Source organism: Subtercola endophyticus, assembly GCF_021044565.1.
In the GTDB taxonomy this organism is placed as follows: Bacteria; Actinomycetota; Actinomycetes; order Actinomycetales; family Microbacteriaceae; genus Subtercola; species Subtercola endophyticus.
In genome coordinates this window covers 2,446,478-2,471,206 of the sequence record NZ_CP087997.1, presented here as the reverse complement: position 1 = coordinate 2,471,206, position 24,729 = coordinate 2,446,478, and the positions used below count along the sequence as shown (strand labels likewise).

The window sequence follows — 24,729 nt, the reverse complement described above, 5'->3', positions numbered from 1 at the left end:
CCAGTTTGCGCAGAAGCACCCAAACCGTTGGTTTTGGGTGCTTCTGCGCAAAGTCGGCCGGAAAGCGAAGGCGGCCGGAAAGAAGGGGTCGGGCCGAGGGCGGGGCCTGTCAGGGGTAGTGCACGACGTTCGCGAGGATGAGCAGGCGAGTCAGCTCGGAGCCGACGGCCTGGTCGAGCTCGGTGAACACTTCGGCCGAACGGGAGACGCCGATGACACCGCCGAGGGCGCCGGCGCCGCTCTCGCGGTTGAGCCGCGCCACAAGCTGTCCCTCGTATTCGAAGAACTGCATGGAGTACTCGAGCCGCTGATTGTTCTTGCCCGCGAACGCGCCGAGCCACACGGTGGCGCTGGTGCTACCACGGGTGAGGCTCCAGCCTCCTACTGGCGACGTCGCCACCTCGAACCCCCGCGACCGCAGCGCCGCCGCAATCGCATTTCGTGCTGCATCGTGATCACCCGTGATGAAGTAGTCGACTGCGGCCATGCGCCCATCGTAATGACACTGGTGCCTCACAGCGAAGGCCACGGCCCTGACCGGGTAGCCTGAAGGCATGAAACGCGGGTCTGACGACGAAGCCCTGAGCTGGGGTGACGAGAACGATCCGACCTACGTCGCCCCCGAGCTCGACGACTCCGAAGACGCGCCCGAGTCCGAGCTCGAGCCCGTATCCGCGCCCGCCGAAGTGGCCGAGCCCGCCGCTGTGGCTGTGCCCGCCGAAGCGACCGGTCCCGCCGCTGCGACGCCGGCACGGGTGGATGTCGCGGGCTCGCCCCGCTGGGCATCCGCAGCCGCACCCACCGAGGCCGTCGCGGCCGCCAACGCCGCTGCCGTGGCCGATGCGCGCGCCGCACAGGCCGACCAGGCGGATGACCTCGCTGCCGAGCAGGAACTGGCCGACGCCGAAGCAGCCTCGCAGCCGCTCAGTTCGGCGGCGCTGATCGCCTTCGGTATTTTCGGCGGAATACTCTTTCTCTACACGATCGGCTGGCTCGTCGGCTTTCTGCGCAACCCGCCCACCGGTTCCGGGCTCGGCGGAATCGTGCAGGCCGTTCTGTCGGTGCTCACGATCTTCGCGCCGGCGCTCTGGTTCATCGCCACGCTGCTGCTTGGCGCGAAACGGCCGGTGAGAACGCGCATTCTGTGGCTGATCATCGGTGTGATCGTGCTCGTTCCGTGGCCGTTCGTGACGGGGTACTGACATGACTGCTGATTCGATAGATACCACCGTGACCGGCAAGCGCCGCCGAAGCCGAGTCGGCTGGGTGGTCGCCGTGGTCTTTGCCTTCGTCTACGCCTTCGCCGTCTTCGGCGGACTGTCGAACCTGATCGGTGTGAATCAGAACTTCGCTTCGTTCGGAGTTGCGATGCCCGGTGGAGCCCTCGCGGCGCTTATCGGTCTGGTAGCGGCGCCGGTCGTGATTTATGCCATCGCGCTGTGGGGTACCCGGCGTCTCACAGCGGTCGCCTCAGCCGTTGTCTTCATCGTCGGGTTCGCCCTGACTGCGGTGATCACCCTCGACCTGCAGAGTCTGTACGCGGCAGTGCTGAGCAACAGCTGACCGAGCCCGCCTAGCCGAACGCCACGACGAGCAGCAGCGCGATCATCACGATCTGGCCGATCGCACGCGGCACGAGGGGAATGGCGAGCGCGCCGAAGCGGCCTTTATGGGCTGCGGCATACGCGTTGGCGGGAAACACCGCGACGAGAAAGACAGCCAGCGCGACGGCCGCGATCGGCCGCAGCACGGGAATGAACAACCCGATGCCGCCCGCGATCTCGCAGACGCCGGTGATCAGCACCAGGCTGCGGGGGTTGAGCGCCCCCGACCAGCGCATCGACGGCGGAATCATCGCAGCCATCGTGCGCCTCGATGACGGCACGAAATGGTTGATGCCCATCAACACGAAGACCGCGCCGAACACGATCGCGATCACGAGCTGTATGACGTCGAGCGTCTGCGGTTCCATGCTCCCATTCTGCAGGCACTAAAGTTGAGGGGCTACGTCGCCCGCGATCCTGCCGCCGACGCCCCACAGTGCTGTTACTCCCCCCGTAAGGAACCACTTTCGTGTCAAAACCGGTCGTGCTGATCGCAGAAGAACTTTCTCCCGCCACCGTTGAAGCCCTCGGGCCCGATTTTGATGTGGTGAACGTCGACGGAACCGACCGACCCGCGCTGCTGGCCGCGCTCGCGACCGCCGACGCCATTCTGGTGCGCTCGGCGACGAAGGTCGACGAAGAGGCCATCGCCGCGGCGCCGGAGCTCAAGGTGATCGCACGCGCCGGAGTCGGCCTCGACAACGTCGACATCAAGGCGGCCACCCAGGCCGGCGTCATGGTGGTCAATGCCCCGACGTCGAACATCATCTCTGCTGCCGAGCTCACGGTCGGCCACATTCTCAGCCTCGCCCGGCACATCCCTGCCGCGCATGCGGCCCTCGCTCAGGGGCAGTGGAAGCGGTCGAAGTACACGGGCGTCGAGCTCTACGAGAAGACACTCGGCATCATCGGCCTCGGCCGCATCGGCGCGCTCATCACCGCGCGCCTGCAGGCCTTCGGCGTCAACGTCGTCGCCTACGACCCCTACGTCACCTCGGCGCGTGCCCAGCAGCTCGGTGTCACACTGCTGAGCCTCGACGAGCTTCTGGCCCAGAGCGACTTCGTGACCATCCACATGCCGAAGACGCCTGAGACCACGGGCATGATCTCGGATGCCCAGCTCGCCCTTATGAAGCCCACGGCTTTCATCGTGAACGTGGCCCGCGGCGGGCTCATCGACGAAGACGCGCTCTACCGTGCGCTGACCGCGAACGTCATCGCCGGAGCCGGCCTCGACGTGTTCGTGAGCGAGCCCCCGAAGAACCTCGACCTGCTGGCGCTCGACAATGTCATCGTCACACCGCACCTCGGGGCATCCACTGACGAGGCGCAAGAGAAGGCGGGCGTCTCGGTCGCCAAGTCGGTGCGCCTCGCCCTTTCGGGTGAACTCGTTCCCGACGCCGTAAACGTGGCCGGCGGTGTCATCGAAGAGACCGTGCGCCCGGGTATCGCCCTCATCGAGAAGCTCGGCCAGCTCTTCTCCGGCCTCGCCGACAGTCCGCTCACGAGCCTCGACGTGGTCGTACGCGGCGAGATTGCAGCCTTCGACGTAAGCGTCTTGAAGCTCGCCGCTCTCAAGGGCGTCTTCAGCAACGTCGTCAGCGAGTCGGTCTCGTACGTGAACGCGCCGCTGCTCGCCGAACAGCGCGGCGTCACCGTGCGCCTCATCACCGACCCGACGTCAGAGGAGTACCGCAACGTGCTCACCCTGAGCGGCGCTCTCAGCGACGGCTCGCAGCTCTCGGTCTCGGGCACGCTCGTCGGCACGAAGCAGATCGAGAAGATCGTCGAGATCAACGGCTACGACGTCGAGGTGCCGTTCGCCCAGCACCTGCTCGTCATGATCTACGACGACCGCCCCGGCATCGTGGCGATCTACGGCAAGGAGTTCGGCGACGCGTCGATCAACATCGCCGGCATGCAGATCGCTCGCACCACCGCGGGCGGCAAGGCCCTCAGCGTGCTCACCATCGACTCGCCCGCGCCCGACGAGCTGCTCGAACGGGTTCGCCTCGCGATCGACGCCGACGTTCTCACCGAGATCGACATAACCGAGTAACGCACCATGCCGGGCCTCGGATGCCCGGCGCTACCCTTCGGTGTAGTCGATCTGCACCGTGTCGCTCGATCCGTGCGCGTCATTGCCATGGCCGAAACTGAACGAGCCGGCGATGACGAAGAACTCGGGGTGCGGGTTATCAGCGGGCCAGGTCAATGTGAAGAAGATATAGACGGTGGTGCCCGCCGCAACCGCGATGTTGCGCGTCGAGACCAGCGTGTACGTCGAGTCACCTTCCTGATGCGCTGCCAGTGTGAAGTCTTCATTCTGAACGTCGGTCGCAGTGGTTTCGGTGTCGTCACTCGCCGGAACGTAATGCGTCTGGCTGGTGTCGTAAGCGAAGTCCACTTGGTCGTCGGGGATGCCCGACAGCACGATCTGCGCGGCGTCGCTCACATCTGTTGTTCCCGTGTTGTGGATGCCCACCAGAACGCTCAATGTCGTCGAGTGGTGCAGCTTCAGTTCCGACGCCACGAAGAGGATCGTCACCGTCGACGTGCTGGCTGAGGCGGCGGGAGCACCGACCGCGAGTGCGACGACCGGCGCCGACCACGCGGCGGCCTTCATCACCGAACGGCGACTGACGGAGCCCGCCTCACCCGATGTGCTCGTTATACCCGAAGTGTTCTCGTCGTGTTGTGGCAAAACCGCTCCCCCCGAAAGTGTCACAGAACACTATAAGGGGCGCACGATCAATGCGGCTGTTTGGCCCGCACGAGTTCCTGCACGATGCCCACGAGTTCATCCATGTTCTGCGAGGCTCGACTCGACGTCTCGGTCGGCGAGGTGGGCAGCAAAGCAGAGTTGTAGTACAGCCCGTCGCTGATGAGCATGACCGTTCGCGCAACCGCCGGGTCGCCGACCGCCTCCGCAACGACATCGAACCACGCGCGCTGCATCGACCGCAGAGCCTCTTGCGCCTTCGGCTGCGAACCCTGGGCCAGCCGCGTCGCAGCGATGATGGCACGGTCGAGCGGGCTCTCGGTGTTCACCGAACTCCGTACGAAGTAGTCGACCACGCCGTTGGGGGCCGTGCGGATGTTCTGCACATCGTCGTCGACCAGCCCAGACAGTCTCTCGACGAGGCCGTCGACCAGGGCATCCTTCGACCCGAAGTGGTAGAGCAGGCCGCCCTTGCTCACGCCGGCTTCTGCCGCCACGGCGTCGAGCGTTGCAGCTCGTTCACCGTGCGTGATCAGAATGTTCTCGAACGCGTCGAGCACACGATCACGAGCCGACGGCGCTTGAGTCATTTACCCATGCTAAGGCGTTTCAGGCGCACGCTAGCCATTGCTGGTGGCGCCGCCGACCGTGAAGAGCAGAATGCCGCCATCGGGAGACGTGACCGTCGGGGCATCGGGATTACCGCCCGCGGCCGCGACGAAGGGCTTCCACGCATCCACGTGATCGGAGTACCCGTCGAGGTTCACCGAGATGGCGCACGCCCCCGTCGACTTCACGGTGGTGCCGAACAAGTCGGGCGTGTTCGCATCGGTCCACAGCTTGCGACCGACCGTTCCGTCGACCGAACCGTAGCTCCAGCGGATGTCGCCGGGCGTCGTGTACAAGAAGGGCAGCGCCAGTTCGTGCTCGGGCATGGAATCGGTCGGTGGAGTCTCGGGAAAACCCGCCATCGGCAGCTGTACGACGCCGCAACCGTTGGGCAGAGCGTTGTCGGCGGCGGCGACGTAGGCCTTGATGTTGTCGTCGGCGGTCGGCTTGAGCGGTACGGCCGCGGCGACCCCCACCACCTGGTCGAAGACGGCCACGACAGCCAGCAGCCCGGCCACACCGATGCGGATGCCGTACTTCGACGGCAACGCGTTAACGACCATGGCGACGAACGCCAGACCGAAGAGCGTGAGAAAGATGCACACGCGCACCCAGGCTCTGACCTGGGTTCCGGCGACCATGGCCACCGCGACACCGAGCCCCGACACCACGAAGAACAGAAACGCCCAGAGCAAAGCCACGGCCAGCACCCGGGTGCGGGGGTCGGTGACGATTCGGTTGACCCAGGTGTCTGCGAGGGTGCGGTTGCCGACCAGAATGCCGATCAGCACTACGAGCACCAGAGCGATCATGCCCACGCTGGCGATCATCGGCGTGCCCGTCGCTTCGGTGTAGGGCAGCACGTTGCTGGCCGAGGCGTAGTGGTTCGCCAGCCGACTGGCACCCGGAAAACCGGAGCCGAGCCAGGGCAACAACAACGACATGAGCTTGCCCGAGTAGATTTCGGAGTCGGAGATCAGCCGTGCCCCGGCATATGACTGGTAACGCACGCCGTAGTTCTGCGCCATCACGAGCAGGTTGATGCCCACGAAGAACACCAGGCTCACGGGAACGATAGCCGTGGCCGCAATGGTGCGCCACGGAGTGCGAGTGATGAGTGCCCCGCACGCGCCGAACAGCCAGACGCCGCCCACGATGAGCACCGCGAACACGAAATAGTACGGCTCACCGGTGGCGACGACGAGCGAGAGGATGACCGGGGGCAACGCCGTGCGCACGATTCGCCCGCGGCGCGACGAGGCGCGTGCCGCCCAGGCGGTGAACGGGTTCGTTCGCGGCCCGGCGGCGATGAGCACGAGAATGCCGGCGAGCGGCACGATCCAGTAGTTCTCGATGAACGTGTGCCCGTACCAGACGCGCAGAAAGTGATAGGGCGCGAGGCTGAAGATCACCGCGAACAGCACCGACAGCCAACGCCGGATGCGCAGGGCCCGGAAGAAGGCGTACCCACCCAGGGCGACGAGCGCGAACGTGCCGAGAACGTAGAGGTTGTGCGACAGGATTCCGTTGTGCACGATGGCGGCCAGCACGCTCATGGCGAGTGCCGATTGCATGTCGACCTGCGCCACGAAGAAGGCGTCGAGACCCGACGGGAATCCCAGGTTCGGGTTCGTCGTGTACGAGAACGTCTGCGTACTGTTCACGAAGAGCAGATAATGCAGCACCCCGTCGGGGCTGCTGATCTGCCAGCGCTGCATCATGTCGGTGGGGCTGATGCGAAGAGCGATGATGGCCCCTGCCACCGAGATCACGGCGGCGAGAATCGCGCTGACGATCTCGCGGATCACCCTCGAGCGCGTGCTAAGTGAGGTTTTGTCAGTGAGGGTCACTCTTCACAGTATCACGCCCGATATGACGATCTGCTGAGCCTCGCGGGCTCGGACCGCGTCAGTACACCTGCGCCCCGTCGAGAAGCAGCAGCTGCCCCGTCGACCGCTCGTAGACCTCGAACTTCAGCTGTGTGTGCCCGGCATTCGTGATGGGAAGAGTGACGGTCACTTTGGTCCACGTGCCGCTCGCGGTGAAGTCGGTCGAGGTGCCCTCAGTTGCGCCGCCGAGCCCCCACAGCGCCAGGGTGCCACTGAAGGTCTGGTTCGGGTTGAACGATCGCACCCAGACCTCTGCGGTGTACGTCTCCCCGACGTTGGTGGTGCGCGCGATCTGCTGTGAGAGCGAGTTACCGTTCACGCTCGTGTTGCTGGCGAGAAAGTAGCTGCCGTCTTCCGGCGTGACGCCGGTCTGCGGCCCCGTGAAGAGCGCCCAGTTCATCGTGCTGGCGCTGGTGCTCCAGCCCGAGAACGAATTGCCCTCGAACGACCCGGATCGCAGGAGCTTGTGGGTCAGTGACGCATCGTCGACGAGCAGGTTGATTCCCGTGGTGAAGAGATAGATCTCGGGCTTCAGCACGGTCACGTCGCCGCGCGTGACGTTCAGGGTGACCGACACCTGCGTCCACTGCGACGTCGCGGTGAAGTCTGCGCCGTTCGAGATATTCGCGCCGCCGCCGAGGCCCCAGAGCGCCAGCCGACCGCTGAAGGGCTGGTTGACGCCGCCTCCCGCCCTCACCCAGATCGAAATGACGTAGTCGTCTCCGATGCCGGGGCTCGCCGGCACCTGCTGGGCGAGCGAATGCGCGGGCGTGGCGGTGTTCGCGGCCCCGAACCAGGTGCCGGAATGCGCTACCGAGGCGTCTTGCCAGACGGCCCGGTTGATGTCGCCGTTGCCCGGAATCCAGCCGCCGAGCTGGCCCTCGAAGCCTGGGTTCGAGAGGAGGTTCTCAGACGGGCGTGAGACGGGAGCCACCGGTGCGGCGCCGAAGCTCAGCGCCGCGTTGTCGAGAAACAGGGTGTCGCCGGTGGTCGTCATGTAGACCTCGAAACGCAGTGAGGAGTGCGACGACGACACGATCGGTAGCCGCACAGTGACCTGCTGCCAGGTGGTGCCGACGGTGAACGGCGTCGATGCAGACTCCTGGGTGTTGCCTATACCCCAGAGGGTGAATTGACCGCTGAAGGTGCCCCATGCCGCTCGAAGCCAGACTGTTGCGGTTGCCTGCTCGCCGACGCTCATCGTTCTCTGCACGTCTTGCGCCATGGAGTGCCAGGGAACCGCCGTGTTCGACGCCAAGAACGACGAACCATCTTCAGCGGCGGAGGGATCGGTGTAGATCAGTTGATTCACCGGTCCGTTGCCGGGAAACCAGCCCGTGGTCGAGTTCTCGAACGATCCGTTCACCAGGCTGCCGACGGCACCGCCGTTCGAGCCCTTCGAGGCGAACGACTTCAGCGCGTCGAGGCTGCCGTTGAAGAGATCTTGATCGCCGGGAAAGATGCCGGAGTCGGCGTACTGCCACATCGCATAGCTGCTCCAGCCGGCCGGAAGTGTTCCGGCACCGACCGAGATGCTGCTCGGCCAATACGCGATGAACAACGGATTCGCGCCGAACTCCGAGGAGTTGCCGGTGCAGGTGCGCCACCAGCCCGTGGTGGTGTAGATCATGGGCAACGTGCCCGTCTTGGCTCGCACGGTATTCGAGAAGTCGTGAATCCAGGCGATCATGGCCGACGCGCTCAGCCCGTAACAGGCGTTTGTGTGATCGGAGCCCGTGTAGGGGTCGTATTCGATGTCGAGCATGGGCGGCAGCGTCTTGCCGTCGACACTCCAGCCACCGCCGTGCGCCACGAAGTAGCTGGCCTGCGTGGCCCCGCTCGACTCGTACGGGTTGGCGAAGTGGTAGGCCCCGCGTACCATTCCGACGTTCGTGGCGCCGGCCCACTGGTTCGCGAAGTAGCTGCTGGTGTAGTCGTCGCTCTCGGTCGCCTTGATGTAGACGAACCGCGCCCCGTTCGCCCAGACGGTGTTCCAGTCGACCGTGGGCTGCCAGCCGCTGATATCCAGGCCCTGGGTGGTCGCGGTACCAGTCGCGGCGTTAGGCACGGCCTGGGCCTGCCGCGAGAAGGTCTTCGGCCCGGATGCGGCGGGCTCGTTGGCGCTGATGGTCGACCCCATCGAGTGGTTGTGCGCCTCGTTCATCTGCTCGAGCGTGGGGTCGCCTGCGACGCCGTCGGTGGGCACGTCAGTGGATGCACTGCCGCTCGTCGGCGTGGGTGTCGGCGTCGGCGTCGCTGTGGCTGTGGATGTCACCGGGGGTGCGGGTGTCGGTGCGATCGGCGCCGTCGCAGCGGGCGGCGTGGCCGACGCTGAGGGGGTTACGGATGGCGAAGGCGCAACCTTCGGGGCCGACGCGGCGGAGGGCGTGGGGGCCGGTGCCGGCGTGGCCGAGATCTGCACCGTCGACGAAGCAGCGGTCGCCGTCGTCGGAGCAGCCACCGCGGCGTCGAGCGAGAGGCCGCCCGCCATCACGAGAGCGGTGCACGCCGCCATCGCGGCCACCGCATTACGTGTGAGTCGATTCATTGATTTCATGAGATCCCCTCAGATTACACCCCAATGTGTCTCTTTACCTTACGTACGTGTCACCAGTTTGCTCGCAAAGCAGGCACCGAGTCGCAGATCGTTTGCTACTGTACCGACTGGACGGTATACTAAAGTCTCAACACCCGATCTTCAGGAAACACGTCATGTCCAGCTCCACCGCCACCCGTCCCATCACCGTCCCTGCACGCACTGCGCCCGCGCGCACCACGCCTGCGCGACGCCCAGCTCAGCCCTCGAACATTCCGAACCTGCGCGTCGGCAAGCGCGGCTGGCTCGCGCTCGCTGTGCTCATGCTGCCGGTTCTGCTCATCTCGGTCGACAACACCGTGCTGAGCTTCGCGCTGCCCGTCATCTCCGAGTCGCTGCATCCGACGGCCGCCGCCCAGCTCTGGATCATCGACACCTACCCGCTCGTGCTCGCCGGCCTGCTCGTCGCCATGGGTAACGTCGGCGACCGCATCGGCCGCCGCAAGCTGCTGCTCATCGGCGCGGTCGGGTTCGGCGCCGTCTCGGTCGTCGCCGCGTTCGCGCCGACCCCCGAGTTGCTCATCGCCGCGCGCGGGGCGCTCGCCTTCTTCGGTGCCATGCTCATGCCGTCCACCCTGTCGCTGTTGCGCAGCATCTTCGCCGACCGCGGTCAGCGTCGGCTCGCCATTGCCATCTGGTCGGCCGGATTCGCCGGCGGTGCCGCTCTCGGCCCCATCGTGGGCGGGATTCTGCTCGAGCACTTCTGGTGGGGTTCGGTCTTTCTCATCGCTGTACCCGTGCTGATTCCGCTGGTCATTCTGGCGCCGCTGCTCATTCCCGAGAGCAAAGACCCGAATCCGGGATCGCTCGACCTGCTCAGCATCGGTCTGTCGATGGTGATGCTCGTTCCGGTGGTCTTCGCCATCAAGAGCATCGCCACCGAGGGGTTCAGCTGGGCATCCATTGGTCTGTTCGCCCTCGGCCTGGCCGCGGGGTACGCCTTCGTGCGCCGTCAGCTCACTCGAAAGAACCCGATGCTCGACATGCGGTTGTTCCGTGTCGGTGCCTTCAGCGGTGCCGTCGTGGTCAACTTGTTGAGCGTTGTGGCGCTGGTGGGCTTTCTGTTCTACGTCTCGCAGCATCTGCAGCTCGTGCTCGGTCTTCGGCCGATGGATGCCGCACTCGCCCTGGTACCGGGCCTGGTCGTCATGGTTGTGGCCGGTCTCGCCGTCGTTCCTCTCGTTCGGCACGTGAAGCCGAGTCTCGTGGTCGCAGGTGGCCTGGTGCTCTCGGGTCTGGCCTACACGATCATCATGCTCACAGGGCAGAGCGCCACTGCCCTGACTCTCGCTCTCGCCTTCGCCGTGCTCGCGCTGGGAATCGGCGCGGCCGAGACCATCTCGAACGACCTCATCATCTCGGCGGTGCCCGAAGACAAGGCAGGCGCGGCCTCGGCCGTGTCAGAGACGGCCTACGAGCTCGGCGCGGTGCTCGGAACAGCGGTTCTGGGCAGCATTCTGACCGCGTTCTACCGTTCGAACGTCGTGCTGCCGTTCGGGCTGACCGACGGCCAGGCCAGCTCGGCTTCCGAGACGCTCGGCGGCGCGGTGGGCGTTGCGAACGACATTCCGTGGAGCCTCGGCACAACGCTGCTGCAGTCGGCGCGCGACGCCTTCGACAGCGGCGTCTTCACCACCTCGCTCATCGGCGTGCTGCTCATGCTCGCGGCCACCACCGTTGCGCTCATCACGCTACGCAAGGCCCGCGCCTAGCGGGTTGTAGCCTAGAGGTACTCATTCGCCGAAGTCTTGGAGCGCACCTATGTCTCGCGTCATTCGCCTTGCTGTCATTCCCGGCGACGGAATCGGCCCCGAGGTCATCGCCGAGGCCGTAAAGGTGCTCGACGCGGCTGTGGCCGCGACATCCGGTTCGGGCGACGCTGACGATGCGGTGGTCTTCGAGAAGACCGAGTTCAAGCTCGGCGCAGCTCGTTTTCTCGAGACCGGTGACGTGCTCACCGAAGACGACCTCGCCTCTATCGCCGCGCACGACGCGATTCTGCTCGGCGCGGTCGGCGGGGTTCCCGGCGACCCGCGCTTGAAGAACGCGAATATCGAGCGCGGGCTGCTGCTGAAGCTGCGGTTCGACCTCGACCACTATGTGAACCTGCGGCCGACCACGATCTACCCCGGCGTCACCAGCCCGCTGGCGAATCCCGGCACCGTCGACTTCGTCGTCGTACGCGAGGGAACCGAAGGCCCCTACACGGGCAACGGAGGCGCGCTGCGAGTGGGTACGCCCAACGAGATCGCCACCGAGGTCTCGGTCAACACGGCCTTCGGGGTCGAGCGCGTCGTGCGGTTCGCGTTCGAGCTCGCGCAGAGCCGACCGCGTAAGAAGCTCACGCTCGTGCACAAGACGAACGTGCTGGTGTTCTCGGGGTCGCTGTGGCAGCGCACTGTGCACACGATCGCCACCGAGTACCCCGAGGTTTCCGTCGACTACCTGCACGTCGACGCCGCGACGATCTTCTTCGTCACGAATCCTGCTAAATTCGATGTCATCGTCACAGACAACCTCTTCGGCGACATTCTCACCGATTTGGCCGGCGCGATCAGCGGCGGCATCGGCCTGGCAGCCTCGGGCAACATCAACCCGACCGGCTCCTTTCCCAGCATGTTCGAACCTGTTCACGGGTCAGCGCCCGACATTGCAGGCCAGCAGATCGCCGACCCCACGGCCGCGATTCTGTCGGTCGCTCTTCTGCTCGACCAACAGGGTCTGCCAGAAGCCGCAGCGATCATCCGCGAGGCCGTCACCACCGACCTCGCCGGCCGAACCCCCGACTCCGTTGCACGCACCACGAGCCAGGTCGGGGACGCCATCACTGCGTCGCTGAACTCCCTCGTGGCTGCCTCCTAGGGCGAAGCGACTCCTAGGGCGCTCTGCTCCCTGAGCCGACGTCGCACTCTCCGCGGCCCGCCTCCTCACCACCACTTCTCTTCAAGAGGAACCCCCGATGACAACTACCGCTCCCACCCCCACCCCGTTTCCGCTCGCCTTCGCCCTCACTCCGTCGACGGATGCCCGTGCCGACGCCGAGCGCGAGGCGATCCTCTCCGATCCCGGCTTCGGCAAGCACTTCACCGACCACATGGTGCAGATCGAGTGGACTCTCGCCGACGGCTGGCACAACGCCGAGGTGCTGCCCTACGGCAAGATCTCGCTCGACCCCGCCGCGTCGGTCTTTCACTACGCCCAAGAGATCTTCGAGGGTCTCAAGGCGTATCGGCACGCCGACGGCGCGATCTACACCTTCCGGCCCGAGATGAATGCGGCTCGCCTGCAGCGCTCGGCTGTGCGCCTCGCTCTGCCCGAACTCTCGACTGTCGATTTCGTGGAGTCGCTGAAGCAACTCGTCGCGGTCGATGGCGCCTGGGTTCCCGATGCGCCCGAGACGAGCCTGTACATCCGCCCGTTCGAGATGGCGACCGAGAGCTTTCTCGGTGTGCGTGCCGCTCAGAAGGTCGGTTTCTACGTCATCGCGTCGCCGGCAGGCACGTATTTCGCCGGGGGAGTGTCGCCCGTCAATATCTGGCTCTCGACCGAATACAACCGTGCCGGGCGCGGCGGCATGGGCGCGGCCAAGACCGGCGGCAACTACGCCTCCTCGTTGCTGCCGCAAGAGCTCGCCTACGAAAAAGGCTGCGCGCAGGTGCTCTTTCTCGACTCGCAAGAGGGCAAGTACCTCGAAGAGCTGGGAGGCATGAACCTCTTTCTCGTCTACAAAGACGGCACCCTTGTCACGCCCGAGAGCGACAGCATCCTGTCGGGGATCACCCGCGACAGCATCATGCAGCTCGCTCGGGATCGCGGCCACAACGTCGAGATCCGCCGCGTCACCATCGAGGAGTGGAAGGCCGGCTCGGAGTCGGGCGACATCGTGGAGGTGTTCGCCTGCGGCACCGCGGCGGTCATCGCGCCCGTGGCCCAGCTGCGCTCGGAGCACTTCACCCTCGGCGAGGCGAACGCGCCTGCCGGCGAGCTCACCATGTCGCTGCGCCAAGAGCTCACCGACATTCAGTATGGGCGCCTCCCCGACAAGCACAACTGGCTCACCCGCCTGAACTAGGTGTACTGCTCAGGGAGGTTGCCACAGTGGGCGCCGGCTGCGCGAGCCTTGGACTCCCTCTCGGTTCGCCCCCCTCCCGGGAGTTTGGTCGGAGCTGGCGTGCCATCCCCGCGTATTGTCGACAGCGGGCGGCAGGTCCGACGTAACTCCCACGCGGGCGGGGCGACACACGGCCTAGGCTGAGTGGGTGAAGATTGCGCGATTCAGCACGGGCGGCGACCCGCAGTACGGAATAGTCGACGGCGACGAGCTGGTGGTGCTGGTGGGCGACCCCATGTTCAACGGGTTCGAGACCACGGATGAGCGCGTGCCGCTCTCGAGCGCCAAATTGCTGGCCCCGGTCATCCCGCGGTCCAAGGTCGTGGCCGTCGGCCGCAACTACGCCGAGCACGCAAAGGAGCTCGGCAATGACGTGCCCGATCATCCGATCATCTTCTTGAAGCCCAACACCAGCGTCATCGGCCCGGGCGACAGGATCGTGCTGCCGCCCGACAGCAAACAGGTCGAGCACGAGGCCGAGCTGGCCATCGTGATCGGCAGCATCGCCAAGAACGTGCGCGCCGAAGACTATGCCGACGTCGTGTTCGGCTACACGGTCGCCAACGACGTCACTGCGCGCGACCTGCAGAAGGTCGACGGCCAGTGGGCCAGGGCGAAGGGCTACGACACGTTCTGCCCCATCGGCCCGGTCATCGAGACCGATTTCGACGCGACGGATGCCCGCATCGAGGCCCGCGTGAACGGAAACGTCAAGCAACTCGGCACCACAGCCGACATGATCTTCTCGCTGGGCGAGATCGTTGCCTTCGTGTCGCGCATCTTCACCCTGCTGCCGGGTGACCTCATTCTCACCGGAACCCCCTCCGGCGTCGGCCCGTTCGTCTCGGGCGATACCGTCGAGATCTCGATCGCGGGCATCGGCACGCTGACCAACGTCGCGCGCTAGCCGCACGCCCGCCGAGCCGCCGAGCCGCCACTCGCCCGCCGCTCGGCATGACCTCCCGACCCCCACACTCCGAAAGACACGATGACGTATCAGCCTGCCCCCGACCGCTATGACTCCATGCCCTACCGCCGAACCGGCCGCAGCGGGCTGAAGCTGCCCGCTCTGTCGCTCGGGCTCTGGCACAACTTCGGCTTCACCAAGCCGCTTGATGTTCAGCAGGCCATCGTTCGCCGCGCCTTCGATCTCGGCGTCACCCATTTCGACCTCGCGAACAACTACGGCCCGCCGTACGGTTCGGCGGAGACCACGTTCGGGCGCATCTTCACCGCCGACCTGAAGCCGTACCGCGACGAGATCGTGGTGTCATCGAAGGCCGGCTACGACATGTGGGCAGGCCCGTACGGTGAGTGGGGGTCGCGCAAATACATGCTCTCGTCGCTCGATCAGAGCCTCGGCCGACTCAAACTCGACTACGTCGACATCTTCTACTCGCACCGGCCCGACCCCGAGACCCCGATCGAAGAGACGATGGGCGCGCTCGCGACGGCCGTGCAGCAGGGCAAGGTGCTGTACGTCGGAGTCTCGAACTACTCGCCCGAGCAGACGCTCGCCGCCCAGGCGGCGCTTGCTTCGCACGGGGTTCCGCTGCTCATCCACCAGCCGCGGTACTCGATGCTCGACCGACGCCCCGAAGAGTCAGGCCTGCTCGACACCGTCGAAGCGGCCGGCGTCGGCGCCATCGTCTACTCGCCGCTCGAACAAGGGATGCTCACCGACCGGTACCTCGATGGCAGCATTCCGCCCGATTCCCGGGCCGCCGTCGGGCACTTCCTGACGGCCGACCGCGTCGGCGACGACTACCTCTCGATGGCGCGTGGACTCAACGATCTCGCTGCGTCGCGAGGTCAATCGCTGGCTCAGCTCGCCCTGACCTGGGTGCTGCGCGCCCCGGCCGTCACGTCGGCCATCATCGGGGCGAGCTCGGTGCAGCAGCTCGAGCAGAACATCGCTGCCCTCGACGGCGCCCCGCTCACGGCCGACGAGCTCGCCCGCATCGACGAACTCACCGGTCGCGCCTCCGCCTGAGCCTGCCGCGCCGCCTGAGTTCGCACACGGCGACGGATGCCCGGCATCATCCACTTCGTTTCGCCCACGCCGAGCATCCGCACCCCTTCGGCACTCGGAATCGGGCCGTCGGTGCAGTTCGGAGCATCCGCGCCTGCTCGAGCGGGCGCAGATGCTCCGAACTGCGCGTCTGCGGTGAGAGGCGCGTCAGCGGTGGGAGGTGCGCGTCTGCGCGAGCGACCGGCCCCTCGGGTGCGCGTGCGGAGGGGCGCAAACCGCGCGTCAGCGACGGGAGGGCGCGCTATTCGTCGAGAACCGAGAGCACGTTGCCAGCGGGGTCGAGGAACCAGGCGATGGTGGGGCCGTTGCCGCGCATGATGCCCTTGTCGTCGACGGGCATGCCCGTGCCGTTGTAGATCGTGGTCACGACGCCGCGGGAGTTCAGATCATCCACCGCGGCCTCGACATCGCCGACGGGAAAGTTCATGATCGTGTACGTCGCCGGCTCGTGATTGGGTTTCGGATACACCAGTACCTTCGCGCCGCTGTCGAGATTGAGCTCGATGAACCCCATGGAGTTCTCGCTGACGGCGATGCCGAGTGTCTCGCCGTAGAACTTTTTCGCGGCGGCGATATCGTTGACGGAGAATCCGCTGAAGGCATGGGCTGGGCTGAACATGGCTGCTCCTCGCGCTAATGTGTACATTGTCAACAATCACACGTGGCGCGGCTCTTGTCTAGGGTGCGGCGGGCTGCACGGTCGAGCGGGGGAGCTGCGGTGAGCACTGAGCCTCGAGCCGGCGGTTCCCGCGGCGGCGGTGGTGCCGTCGGCGCCGGTACCACTCGGGATGCCAGCGGTGGTTCCACTCGGGGTGCCAGTGGGGGCCGTGCCGGTGACGGCGAAGCGCCGAGCGACGACACTCGCGCGTGCGAGTCGCGAACCAGCTATCGGCACGGCGATCTGCGCGGGGCTCTGATCGCGGCCGGACTCACCATGGCGCGAGCCGGCGGCCCCGACGCGGTCGTGCTGCGCGGGGCCACGCGACAGGCGGGTGTCAGCCCTAACGCGGCGTACCGGCACTTCGCCGACCGAAGCGCGCTGTTGCGCGCCGTCTCCGATGCGGCGCAAGGTCTCGCCGCAGACCGCATGGAAGTCGAGGTAGCGCGCGTGACGCCGCCGGCGGCCGACGGGGCCGAAATGGCAGACGTGACAGAGGTGCCAGCCGTGGCACCGAATGACCGCGCCGCCGCGGCTCGGCTGTTGCTGCGCGCGGTCGGCACCGGATACCTCGCCTTCGCCCGAGAACAGCCTGGACTGTTCCGCACGGCGTTCTCTGTGCCCGACCATCTCGCCCACAGCCTGTCACCTGCCAAAGCGGGTGTGGCCGGGCGCACACCATTCGCCATTCTGAGCTCGGCGATCGAAGCATATTCCGCTGCCGGCATACTTCCCCCCGAGCGCCGACCGAATGCCGAACTGTTCGCCTGGTCTGCCGTGCACGGGCTCGGGATGCTCGTGATCGACGGCCCGCTGCGCGGACTCGACGGCGCCCTCGTCGACGCCGCCACCACCCGAGTGCTCGATATGGTCGAGCGCGGGCTCTGACCCGGTCGCCCAGCCCGGGCATCCTCTCACCCCACCCACCGCTCAGGCCGCACCGATACAATCGACGGCAGTATGTCTTCTACAGAACTCCCCCCCTTCTCTACCGCCACCGGTGCCGATGTGCGCGTGCGGTTCTGCCCGTCGCCCACCGGAACGCCGCACGTAGGGCTCATTCGCACGGCACTGTTCAATTGGGCCTACGCCCGGCACACCGGCGGCAAGCTGATCTTTCGCATCGAAGACACCGATGCCGCGCGCGACTCCGAAGAGAGCTACGAGCAGCTGATCGACGCGCTCACCTGGCTGCGCATCGACTGGGACGAGGGCGTGAACGTCGGCGGCCCGAACGGCCCCTACCGGCAGTCGGAGCGGATGCCCATCTACCTCGACCTCATGGAGAAGCTGAAGGCATCCGGCCACCTCTACGAGAGCTACTCGACGCCCGAAGAGGTCGACGCGCGCAACGTGGCGAACGGCCGCGCGAAGCAGCTCGGCTACGACAACTTCGACCGCGACCTGACTGACGCCGACCGTGAGCGGTTTCGCGCCGAGGGCCGCAGCCCGGCGCTGCGCCTGCGTGTTCCCGACACCGACCTGAGCTTCGACGATCTGGTGCGCGGCGAGATCACGTTCCCGGCCGGCAGCTTTGTCGACTTCGTGGTGGTGCGGCCGAACGGAGCCCCGCTCTACACGTTCGTCAACCCGGTCGACGACGCGCTCATGGGCATCACGCACGTACTGCGCGGTGAAGACCTGCTCAGCTCGACCCCGCGGCAGATCGCCCTGTACGACGCGCTCGTCGACATCGGCGTCACCACGTTCATCCCGCGCTTCGGGCACCTGCCCTACGTGATGGGCGACGGCAACAAGAAGCTCAGCAAGCGCGACCCACAGGCGAACCTGTTCTTGCATCGCGACAACGGGTTCATTCCCGAGGGTCTCGTCAACTACCTGGCGCTGCTGGGCTGGTCGCTCACCCACGACCGCGACGTGTTCTCGATCGACGAGATGGTGGCGGCGTTCGACGTGGTGAACGTCAACCCGAACCCGGCCCGGTTCGACGAGAAGAAGGCCGTGTCGATCAACGGCGACCACATCCGGTTGCTCGAGGTCTCTGATTTCGCCGCTCGCACGATTCCGTACCTTGTCGCCGACGGCATCGTGACCGAGCCGCTGACGGATGCCCAACAGACCCTGCTCGCCGAAGCCGCCCCGCTCGTGCAGTCGCGCGTCGCCCTGCTCGGCGAGGTGCCGGCCTTGCTCGGCCCGCTCTTCGCCGCCACGGGCGCCTTCGAGTACCAGGAAGATGCCTTGGCCACCCTCACGGGCAGCACCGGCGAGATTCTCGCCGCCGCCATCACGGCGCTCGAGCTCGTCGAGCTTTCGGAATGGAACCACGACCGCATCAAGGGCGATCTCGAGATCGCCCTGATCGAGGGCCTCGGGCTGAAACCGCGAAACGCCTACGGTCCACTGCGTGTTGCTCTCAGCGGCCGCAAGATCTCGCCGCCGCTGTTCGAGTCGATGCAGATCCTCGGCAAGGTCGAGACGCTCGCGCGCCTCGACCGACTCGCGGTGTGGCATGCCGAAGCCGGTACGGCCGCGGCGCACGCGGCGCCTGCCGACGCGAGTGCGCCTGCTGCGCCCTCCGGCTTGTAGCGGTGGCGGAGACAACGACGTCGGGCTCGAACTCTGGCCCGTTGAGCGAGGTCGTCGGCGGCGTCGAGCCGACCGCTGAGGTGTTCGACGTCATCGTCATCGGCGCCGGCCCCGCCGGGCTCAGCGCCGGGCTGAACCTCGTTCGGGCGCGGCGCCGGGTGCTCATGCTCGACAGCAACCGCCCGCGGCACTCGGCAACCCTCAAGTCGCACGGATTTCTCTCGCGCGACGGAATCTCTCCGCTCGAACTGCGCAAGCTCGGCCGAGCCGAGTTCGAGGGCTACCCTGAAGCGACGTTCCACCAGGGCCTCGTCACCTCGATCGAGCGTGTGCCCGAGCCGCAGCTGGGCACCCGCGCCGCGCCGGAGGGCGAGCTCTTCGTCGCGCACTCGACGGGCATCCGTGGTTCGGGCGACCGGGTCGCGACGGCCCGCGCGGTGCTCATCGCCACGGGCCTCGTCGAGACGCTGCCGGCGCTGCCGAGCATCCGCGCGTATTACGGAACGAGCCTGCACAGCTGCACCGAGTGCGACGGCTACGAGAAGTCGGATGCTCCGCTCGCCCTCATCGGAGAATCGCCCGATCTCGCCGAGCGCGCGCTCTTGCTGGCGCAGTGGACCAACGACCTCATCGTCTTCACCAACGGCATCGCCGAGCTCTCAGCGGCCGACGAAGCCGCACTGGATGCCCGCGGAATCGCCGTGGAACGCCGCCCCATCGCCGACATCGAGGGTGACCGCGACGGTATGACCGGCGTCTCGCTCACCGACGGCACCGTCGTCGTTCGCAGCGGTGGATTCGTACGCCCCAGCTATTCGACCGCGCTCGACTACGAGCGGATGCTCGGCCTCGCCATCGCCGACGACCACCTGCTCGTGGTCGACGACCTCGGCCGCGCGTCGGTGCCCGGTGTCTTCGCCGCTGGCGACTCCACCCCACCCGGACCGCAGCAGCTCATCGTGGCGGCCGGACAAGGCGCTCGCGTGGCCGCCGCCCTCAACCGCCACCTCATCGGCCTGCTCTAACCGGCCGCGCCTGCGCCCGTCGCCGTGGCGAGCGCGACCTTTCCGGTCGAGAGCGGCCGCCGCGGCGGCTCATCTCGACCGGAAACGTCGCACTCGGCAGCGCACCTTACGGAATGAGCACGATCTTGCCGCGCGTGTGGCGCTGCTCGAGTTGCTCGAACGCGGCCTGCACGTCGTCGAGCGGGTACGTCGCAGCGATCGGAATCTCTACCTCGCCGCTCGCCACGAGCCCCGCCACCTCGGTCAGCACCTCACGCGTCGAGGCGTCAACGCTGCCCTCGGACTTCGTACCGAGCTCGGCCGCCTTCGCGAAGCTGGCGATCGTCTCGATGCGGTCGCGCGCGATGCCCAGATCGACAGCGAGCTGCAGGTACTGCGGCCCGAACAGGTCGATGAACGCGTCGATGCCGCTCGGCGCCGCGGCGGTCAGATTCGCCGCCAGTTCGGAGAGGTCATCCGAAGCCCCGTAATGAACCGGAACAGCACCATGCGAAACAAGCCACGAATCGTTCGCGGCAGACGCGATGCCGAGCACCCGAACGCCCTTTCGCGCGAGCAACTGCACCACGATGGTGCCGACACCGCCGGCCGCTGCGGAGACGGCGACCGTCTCGCCCGGCTGCGCATCCACGGCCCGAACGGCCGCATAGGCGGTGGCGCCGACGACGTACAGCGCGCCCGCGACGGGCCAGCTGAGTTCGGCCGGCTTGGTGATGAGTTGCGTGACCGGAACCGCGGTGTGCGTGGCGTGGCTCGAGCGCGTGAAGCTGAAGCCGAGCACCTCGTTGCCGACCGCGAAGTCGGTCACGCCGGGGCCGAGCGCCACGACGACGCCGGCGAGGTCGCTGCCTTCGCCTGACGGAAACGTCGACGGCCACATGGCGGCCAGGTCGCCGCGGCGAATGGCGGCTTCGCCCGGGTTGATGCCGGCGGCCTTGACCTCGACGAGCACTTCGCCTTCGGCAGGCACGGGCATCGGGATGCTCGCGATGTGCAGTTCGTCACGAGTACCGTAGCGGTCGATCTGAACGGCGCGGGCGTGGGTTGGCAGAGACATGCTTCTCCTTGTTCGAATGCCCGTCATCGGGTCACTCGGGATAGGCGGCCATCGCGCTGGCCGCATGCGCGTCTGGGGGGGCCAACGTCGCACGAAGCGTTGTCATTCCCACCTTCGGTGCCATCGCCTGATACTTCGTTGCCATTCCCTAACAAGGGTGCCGGGCGTCATAATGGGGGCATCATTCAGCCGGGGGAACGACACAAGGAGCACTCTCATGGCCATTCTCAACCCGTACCTCAGCTTTCGCGACAACGCCCGTGCGGCGATCGACTTCTACCAGACCATATTCGGTGGCGAGCTCACCATCAGCACGTTCGAAGAGTTCCATGCCAGCGAAGACCCGAGCGAGGGCTTCAAGATCATGCACGCCCAACTGACCACGCCCAGCGGCTTCACCCTCATGGCGGCCGATACCCCGAACCGCATGGGGTACAACCCGGGCGACAACATCTCGGTCTCGCTGAGCGGGCCGGCAGATGATCTCGAGGAGCTTTCGGGCTACTACGCCAAGCTCTCTGAAGGCGGAACCATCACGATGCCGCTGAACACCGCCCCCTGGGGCGACACGTTCGGCATGTGCGTCGACCCGTTCGGTGTGGCCTGGCTCGTCAACGTGGCGGGTGCGCCGGCGGCGTGACCAGTGCACGGGCATCCGTCGGCGAGCGGATGCCCGTGGCCGACATACCCCGGCCTCGAGGTCGAGCCGCCCTCGGTTTGGGCGCAGCCCCAACGTAGGCTAAAGTAACTAGCTGGCCCGGGCTTCGGTTTAGGCCATTGGGGTATGGTGTAATTGGCAACACGGAAGATTCTGATTCTTTTGTTCTTGGTTCGAGTCCAGGTACCCCAGCGTTGAAAAGGCCTCCTGCTTTGCAGGGGGCCTTTTCAACGCGCTCCTATGGCTTCGCCTGCCCCCGGCAGGGGGTTATAGGCAAGATCGTGTGGATGGGTTCGGGCGTGTCATGACGGTCCTGCCCAGCCTGCGCGGGTCCAGAGGCCTTCTTCGGCGTTGAGTCCGGTGTCGTAGAGGGTTGGCGTGTCGGGCTCCTCGGCTGATTCGGGGGTCGGGTGTGTGGGGTTCGCGGTGTGCTGGTTGGCGTGGCTGAGGGCGTCGTTGATGCTGAGTTCGTGCAGGGTCAGGTACCACTCGGCGGCGCGTTTCATGTGGGGTTCGGTCATGCCGCGGTGGGCTCGGAGTCTGGTGCGGATTTGGGCGTTGATGCCGCCCTCGAGTGGGCTCGTGGTGCGTGGGTTGCCGTAGGTCACGTAGGTGAAGAGGGTGCCGTCTTTTGTGACGCGTGCGAGGAGTTGCCATGCTTTCCTGAGTCGTTCGTGGGTGAACCAGAACTTCCCGTCCCGGATCACGGTGCGTTCTTTGGTGAGGTGCCCGAAGGCCTGCCACCACTGATCCAGCTGTACCCGCCATTGAATGGCGTCATCGGTGGTGTGCACTTTAGAGAGTGCTTTGGAGAGGCCGAGCAGGGCGCGGCCGGCGTCGGTTCGGGGTTTGAAGGTCAGGTGCCGGCTGATGTTCATTTGGATGTGGAACAGGCAGCGTTGATGTTTCGTCTCTGGCCAACACTTCCTGATCGCTGATGGCAGGCCGGTGCCGCCGTCGGACACGATCACCGCAGGGGCGGGGATCTGCTGCAGGAGCGCTGTCCAGGCGGCGACGGATTCGCTTCCGCACCATTGCCAGCCGAGGACGTCGAGTTGGTCACTGACCGCGATGAGGAGGCACCAGGTGCCGACCCAGAGTCCATCGACGAGGATCGCGTGATGTGTTTTCGTCGATGGGCCGAGGGTGGGTTGGATATCCCAGCACCATGCTGTCTCGTACCGGAACGACCGGCCCGTGCTGGTGTCGCCGAGCCGTGGTTGCGGCTCATTGCTGCTGAGCCATTCCAGGAACCGGCGCAGCTGCTCCCGCCTGGTCACGTCCGGTCGTTTGCGAACTGCAGACGAGCCGCAGTTCGGGCATCGCCAGCGCTGAGTTCCAGCCGCGGTGCGGCCGTTCTTCACCAGCACGGTTGCGCATATCACACAGGTCGTCGTGTTCGAGGGAAAAGCCACACCCAAGGGTGCCCGACCATAACAACCCCCGATTCAGCCCGGAACCACGCGGCTAAACACCAATCCCATCCACACGTTTCCGCCTATAACCCCCGGCAGGCGAACGCGAAAAAGGCCCGGTACTTGGCAGGGGGCCTTTCAGTGCCCGTCGAGGAATCGGAGGAGCTCGCGGTTGACGACGTCGCTGTGGGTGACCGGGTTGATGTGGGGGCCTCCCTCGACTTCGATGTAGCGGGCGTCAGGAAGCGCTTGGTGCGCTCGGCGGCCCTGACCCTCGAGAGACAGGATGCGATCTGCGGTGCCGTGCATGATCAACATGGGTATGTCGACCCGCTCGAGGTCAGCGCTGAAATCTTCGAGCCACAGGCGAGGGCACGCCGACGTCGCATAGGGTGACGCGCTAGCGCCAGCCGACCACATCGCTCGCACCGTGTCTTCGCTTACGAGGGTGCCTTGGTAGTCGTCGAGGTTGAGAAAGTTGTTCATCATTCCCGTCAACCACGCGAAACGGTCAGCTCGGATGGCATCTTGCACTCCCGTTACCGCCGTCTCATCCACTCCGTTCGGATTGTCTGCGCTCCTCACGAACGAGGGGGTGAGGCTCTCGAGGAGGGCGGCGCTGCGCAGCCTAGACGTACCGTAACGCCCGATGTATCTCGCCACCTCGCCCGTGCCGAGCGAGAAACCCACCAGCGTGATGTCGTGGAGATCGAGGGTGTTCAGCAGTACATCGACATCGGCGCTGAGAGTATCGAAGTCGTACCCGATGGTCGCGGAACTCGAGCGGCCGAAGCCTCTTCTGTCCACACTGATTACTCGGTAGCCGGCGTTCAGCAGTGGGTGCAGCTGGGGTTCCCACGAGCGAGCGTCGAACGGCCAACCCGCGAGCAGAACGACAGGGCGCCCCGAGCCTTGGTCGTCGTAATACAACTGGATCGGTGTCGAGTTCTCTTCACCGACGGTGATCGTGCCCATCTGACTACTCCTTCGTTGTCGATGTTCCGCGCAGCGGGGCTAGTGTTCCAAAGTGGAAATGGGTGCGCCCGTCTGCACGATGTAGGTCGAGAGCATCCGCCCGGTATCCGGTCCGAGGTCGGTTGCGTTGTGCGGCACTCCGGGCGGGATCACAAACCCGTCTCCGGCGTTCAGAATCTGCGTGGTGCGGTCTTCGCGTTCCATTCGCACTCGGCCGGCCACGATGTAGCCGACCTCTTCACCCGGATGGTGATGCCAACCCGACGACACGTCGACGGGGATCTCGGTGAGCACTTGCACAATATCGCGGCCGGGGATCGAGGAGGAGACGTGCTGGATCTCGGTACGTTTCAGCTTGCCTCTCAGCTCGTCCGTATCCGTCGGCTCGTGAGCGCCAGAAGTCGGTTCAGGCATGATTCGCCTTTCAGCTTTTGCACACCATCATCACCCTGAAGAGCGGCCGAGGCAAGGAAAACCGAACGGTGAACGGGTCAGAGCACGGCCGACAGCAGGCGTTTGGTGTACGGGTCGCGGGGAGTGGTGAAGACCGTCTCGGTCGGTCCGGATTCGACGATGCGGCCGGCGTGCATGACGAGCAGGTCGTCGCTCATGTGCCGCGCCACGCCCAGGTCGTGGGTGATGAAGAGGTAGGCGACTCCTAGGTCGTGCTGCAGGGCATCCAGCAGGTGGAGGATGCGCGCCTGAACCGAGACGTCGAGGCTCGAGACCGGCTCATCACAACAGGGGCTGCAAAGCGTGTGGCTTCCTTCCGACACCTTCGTGCCTGGATCGTACTCGTGGCGGGTCGTTGCGTTCGACGGCGACCACTTC

At 65.9% G+C, this 24,729-nt stretch carries 24 protein-coding genes and 1 tRNA gene; 13 read left to right on the top strand and 12 right to left on the bottom strand.

Annotated features, from left to right (window positions below):
• Nucleotides 1-109: 109 nt before the first annotated feature.
• Nucleotides 110-487: a hypothetical protein gene (locus tag LQ955_RS11540; RefSeq protein ID WP_231024685.1), complete on the bottom strand. Its 378-nt coding sequence runs from the start codon at nt 485-487 to the stop codon at nt 110-112.
• 67 nt (nt 488-554) lie between these two features.
• Here LQ955_RS11540 and LQ955_RS11535 point away from each other — a divergent pair, with 67 nt between their 5' ends.
• Together LQ955_RS11535 and LQ955_RS11530 are read left to right on the top strand one after the other, a co-directional pair.
• Nucleotides 555-1,202 (top strand): hypothetical protein, encoded by a 648-nt coding sequence (locus LQ955_RS11535; RefSeq protein WP_231024684.1) that lies wholly within the window; start codon nt 555-557, stop codon nt 1,200-1,202.
• A gap of 1 nt (nt 1,203) precedes the next feature.
• On the top strand, nt 1,204-1,563 hold the full coding sequence (locus tag LQ955_RS11530; protein ID WP_231024683.1) for a hypothetical protein: 360 nt from the start codon (nt 1,204-1,206) through the stop codon (nt 1,561-1,563).
• Nucleotides 1,564-1,573: 10 nt separating this feature from the next.
• Here LQ955_RS11530 and LQ955_RS11525 read toward each other — a convergent pair whose 3' ends face one another.
• A complete protein-coding gene (locus LQ955_RS11525; protein WP_231024682.1) occupies nt 1,574-1,972 on the bottom strand; it encodes a DoxX family protein in 399 nt (132 codons plus the stop codon).
• 101 nt (nt 1,973-2,073) lie between these two features.
• Here LQ955_RS11525 and serA point away from each other — a divergent pair, with 101 nt between their 5' ends.
• A complete protein-coding gene (serA, locus tag LQ955_RS11520; RefSeq protein WP_231024681.1) occupies nt 2,074-3,663 on the top strand; it encodes a phosphoglycerate dehydrogenase in 1,590 nt (529 codons plus the stop codon).
• Between the two features lie 30 nt (nt 3,664-3,693).
• On the opposite strand, the gene LQ955_RS11515 is transcribed toward serA, so the two are convergent.
• The 4 genes from LQ955_RS11515 to LQ955_RS11500 form a co-directional block, all read right to left on the bottom strand.
• Entirely contained in the window at nt 3,694-4,332 is a 639-nt protein-coding gene (locus tag LQ955_RS11515) for a hypothetical protein (protein WP_231024680.1), read from the bottom strand.
• A gap of 23 nt (nt 4,333-4,355) precedes the next feature.
• On the bottom strand, nt 4,356-4,916 hold the full coding sequence (locus tag LQ955_RS11510) for a TetR/AcrR family transcriptional regulator (RefSeq protein WP_231024679.1): 561 nt from the start codon (nt 4,914-4,916) through the stop codon (nt 4,356-4,358).
• A gap of 30 nt (nt 4,917-4,946) precedes the next feature.
• The gene (locus LQ955_RS11505) at nt 4,947-6,743 is read right to left on the bottom strand and encodes a hypothetical protein (RefSeq protein WP_231024678.1); all 1,797 of its coding nucleotides are present in this window, start codon (nt 6,741-6,743) and stop codon (nt 4,947-4,949) included.
• A 100-nt stretch (nt 6,744-6,843) separates the two neighbouring features.
• Complete coding sequence (locus LQ955_RS11500; RefSeq protein WP_231024677.1) at nt 6,844-9,372, bottom strand: GH25 family lysozyme; 2,529 nt, start codon at nt 9,370-9,372, stop codon at nt 6,844-6,846.
• Nucleotides 9,373-9,536: 164 nt separating this feature from the next.
• On the opposite strand from LQ955_RS11500, the gene LQ955_RS11495 reads away from it, so the two are divergent.
• The 5 genes from LQ955_RS11495 (at nt 9,537) to LQ955_RS11475 (ending at nt 15,524) form a co-directional block, all read left to right on the top strand.
• Complete coding sequence (locus LQ955_RS11495) at nt 9,537-11,132, top strand: MFS transporter (protein ID WP_231024676.1); 1,596 nt, start codon at nt 9,537-9,539, stop codon at nt 11,130-11,132.
• 49 nt (nt 11,133-11,181) lie between these two features.
• Nucleotides 11,182-12,282: a 3-isopropylmalate dehydrogenase gene (locus LQ955_RS11490; RefSeq protein WP_231024675.1), complete on the top strand. Its 1,101-nt coding sequence runs from the start codon at nt 11,182-11,184 to the stop codon at nt 12,280-12,282.
• Nucleotides 12,283-12,379: 97 nt separating this feature from the next.
• Complete coding sequence (locus LQ955_RS11485; RefSeq protein ID WP_231024674.1) at nt 12,380-13,492, top strand: branched-chain amino acid aminotransferase; 1,113 nt, start codon at nt 12,380-12,382, stop codon at nt 13,490-13,492.
• A gap of 187 nt (nt 13,493-13,679) precedes the next feature.
• Entirely contained in the window at nt 13,680-14,438 is a 759-nt protein-coding gene (locus tag LQ955_RS11480) for a fumarylacetoacetate hydrolase family protein (RefSeq protein WP_231024673.1), read from the top strand.
• A gap of 81 nt (nt 14,439-14,519) precedes the next feature.
• Complete coding sequence (locus LQ955_RS11475) at nt 14,520-15,524, top strand: aldo/keto reductase (RefSeq protein ID WP_231024672.1); 1,005 nt, start codon at nt 14,520-14,522, stop codon at nt 15,522-15,524.
• 280 nt (nt 15,525-15,804) lie between these two features.
• Here LQ955_RS11475 and LQ955_RS11470 read toward each other — a convergent pair whose 3' ends face one another.
• Nucleotides 15,805-16,182, bottom strand: a complete 378-nt coding sequence (locus tag LQ955_RS11470; protein WP_231024671.1) for a VOC family protein — start codon at nt 16,180-16,182, stop codon at nt 15,805-15,807.
• Nucleotides 16,183-16,281: 99 nt separating this feature from the next.
• On the opposite strand from LQ955_RS11470, the gene LQ955_RS11465 reads away from it, so the two are divergent.
• From LQ955_RS11465 to LQ955_RS11455, 3 genes are all read left to right on the top strand, one after another.
• On the top strand, nt 16,282-17,109 hold the full coding sequence (locus LQ955_RS11465; protein ID WP_231024670.1) for a TetR/AcrR family transcriptional regulator: 828 nt from the start codon (nt 16,282-16,284) through the stop codon (nt 17,107-17,109).
• 72 nt (nt 17,110-17,181) lie between these two features.
• The gene (gene gltX, locus LQ955_RS11460) at nt 17,182-18,768 is read left to right on the top strand and encodes a glutamate--tRNA ligase (RefSeq protein ID WP_231024669.1); all 1,587 of its coding nucleotides are present in this window, start codon (nt 17,182-17,184) and stop codon (nt 18,766-18,768) included.
• A 41-nt stretch (nt 18,769-18,809) separates the two neighbouring features.
• On the top strand, nt 18,810-19,793 hold the full coding sequence (locus LQ955_RS11455; RefSeq protein WP_231024668.1) for an NAD(P)/FAD-dependent oxidoreductase: 984 nt from the start codon (nt 18,810-18,812) through the stop codon (nt 19,791-19,793).
• Between the two features lie 106 nt (nt 19,794-19,899).
• Here the strand turns inward: LQ955_RS11455 and LQ955_RS11450 are convergent, their stop codons facing one another.
• Nucleotides 19,900-20,850: an NADP-dependent oxidoreductase gene (locus LQ955_RS11450; RefSeq protein WP_231024667.1), complete on the bottom strand. Its 951-nt coding sequence runs from the start codon at nt 20,848-20,850 to the stop codon at nt 19,900-19,902.
• A gap of 217 nt (nt 20,851-21,067) precedes the next feature.
• Between LQ955_RS11450 and LQ955_RS11445 the strand changes: the two genes are divergently transcribed.
• Together LQ955_RS11445 and LQ955_RS11440 are read left to right on the top strand one after the other, a co-directional pair.
• Nucleotides 21,068-21,490 carry a VOC family protein gene (locus tag LQ955_RS11445; protein WP_231024666.1) on the top strand — a complete coding sequence of 141 codons (423 nt, stop codon included), beginning with the start codon at nt 21,068-21,070 and terminating at the stop codon, nt 21,488-21,490.
• Nucleotides 21,491-21,628: 138 nt separating this feature from the next.
• Nucleotides 21,629-21,700, top strand: a tRNA-Gln gene (locus tag LQ955_RS11440).
• A gap of 110 nt (nt 21,701-21,810) precedes the next feature.
• On the opposite strand, the gene LQ955_RS11435 is transcribed toward LQ955_RS11440, so the two are convergent.
• The 4 genes from LQ955_RS11435 to LQ955_RS11420 all read right to left on the bottom strand — a co-directional run bounded on the left by LQ955_RS11435 (nt 21,811) and on the right by LQ955_RS11420 (nt 24,674).
• The gene (locus LQ955_RS11435) at nt 21,811-22,893 is read right to left on the bottom strand and encodes an IS1249 family transposase (RefSeq protein WP_255713783.1); all 1,083 of its coding nucleotides are present in this window, start codon (nt 22,891-22,893) and stop codon (nt 21,811-21,813) included.
• Nucleotides 22,894-23,061: 168 nt separating this feature from the next.
• Nucleotides 23,062-23,898, bottom strand: a complete 837-nt coding sequence (locus LQ955_RS11430; protein ID WP_231024664.1) for an alpha/beta fold hydrolase — start codon at nt 23,896-23,898, stop codon at nt 23,062-23,064.
• A 39-nt stretch (nt 23,899-23,937) separates the two neighbouring features.
• Nucleotides 23,938-24,312, bottom strand: a complete 375-nt coding sequence (locus LQ955_RS11425) for a cupin domain-containing protein (protein WP_231024663.1) — start codon at nt 24,310-24,312, stop codon at nt 23,938-23,940.
• A gap of 77 nt (nt 24,313-24,389) precedes the next feature.
• Nucleotides 24,390-24,674: an ABC transporter ATP-binding protein gene (locus tag LQ955_RS11420; RefSeq protein WP_304961044.1), complete on the bottom strand. Its 285-nt coding sequence runs from the start codon at nt 24,672-24,674 to the stop codon at nt 24,390-24,392.
• Nucleotides 24,675-24,729 lie beyond the last annotated feature (55 nt).

Excerpts from the sequence above, each read along its gene's own strand:
- LQ955_RS11540 (WP_231024685.1), bottom strand. The coding sequence starts at position 487 with ATGGCCGCAGTCGACTACTTCATCACGGGTGATCACGATGCAGCACGA.
- LQ955_RS11535 (WP_231024684.1), top strand. The coding sequence starts at position 555 with ATGAAACGCGGGTCTGACGACGAAGCCCTGAGCTGGGGTGACGAGAAC.
- LQ955_RS11530 (WP_231024683.1), top strand. The coding sequence starts at position 1,204 with ATGACTGCTGATTCGATAGATACCACCGTGACCGGCAAGCGCCGCCGA.
- LQ955_RS11525 (WP_231024682.1), bottom strand. The coding sequence starts at position 1,972 with ATGGAACCGCAGACGCTCGACGTCATACAGCTCGTGATCGCGATCGTG.
- LQ955_RS11510 (WP_231024679.1), bottom strand. The coding sequence starts at position 4,916 with ATGACTCAAGCGCCGTCGGCTCGTGATCGTGTGCTCGACGCGTTCGAG.
- LQ955_RS11500 (WP_231024677.1), bottom strand. The coding sequence starts at position 9,372 with ATGAATCGACTCACACGTAATGCGGTGGCCGCGATGGCGGCGTGCACC.
- LQ955_RS11495 (WP_231024676.1), top strand. The coding sequence starts at position 9,537 with ATGTCCAGCTCCACCGCCACCCGTCCCATCACCGTCCCTGCACGCACT.
- LQ955_RS11490 (WP_231024675.1), top strand. The coding sequence starts at position 11,182 with ATGTCTCGCGTCATTCGCCTTGCTGTCATTCCCGGCGACGGAATCGGC.
- LQ955_RS11485 (WP_231024674.1), top strand. The coding sequence starts at position 12,380 with ATGACAACTACCGCTCCCACCCCCACCCCGTTTCCGCTCGCCTTCGCC.
- LQ955_RS11475 (WP_231024672.1), top strand. The coding sequence starts at position 14,520 with ATGACGTATCAGCCTGCCCCCGACCGCTATGACTCCATGCCCTACCGC.
- LQ955_RS11470 (WP_231024671.1), bottom strand. The coding sequence starts at position 16,182 with ATGTTCAGCCCAGCCCATGCCTTCAGCGGATTCTCCGTCAACGATATC.
- gltX (WP_231024669.1), top strand. The coding sequence starts at position 17,182 with ATGTCTTCTACAGAACTCCCCCCCTTCTCTACCGCCACCGGTGCCGAT.
- LQ955_RS11450 (WP_231024667.1), bottom strand. The coding sequence starts at position 20,850 with ATGTCTCTGCCAACCCACGCCCGCGCCGTTCAGATCGACCGCTACGGT.
- LQ955_RS11445 (WP_231024666.1), top strand. The coding sequence starts at position 21,068 with ATGGCCATTCTCAACCCGTACCTCAGCTTTCGCGACAACGCCCGTGCG.
- LQ955_RS11430 (WP_231024664.1), bottom strand. The coding sequence starts at position 23,898 with ATGGGCACGATCACCGTCGGTGAAGAGAACTCGACACCGATCCAGTTG.
- LQ955_RS11425 (WP_231024663.1), bottom strand. The coding sequence starts at position 24,312 with ATGCCTGAACCGACTTCTGGCGCTCACGAGCCGACGGATACGGACGAG.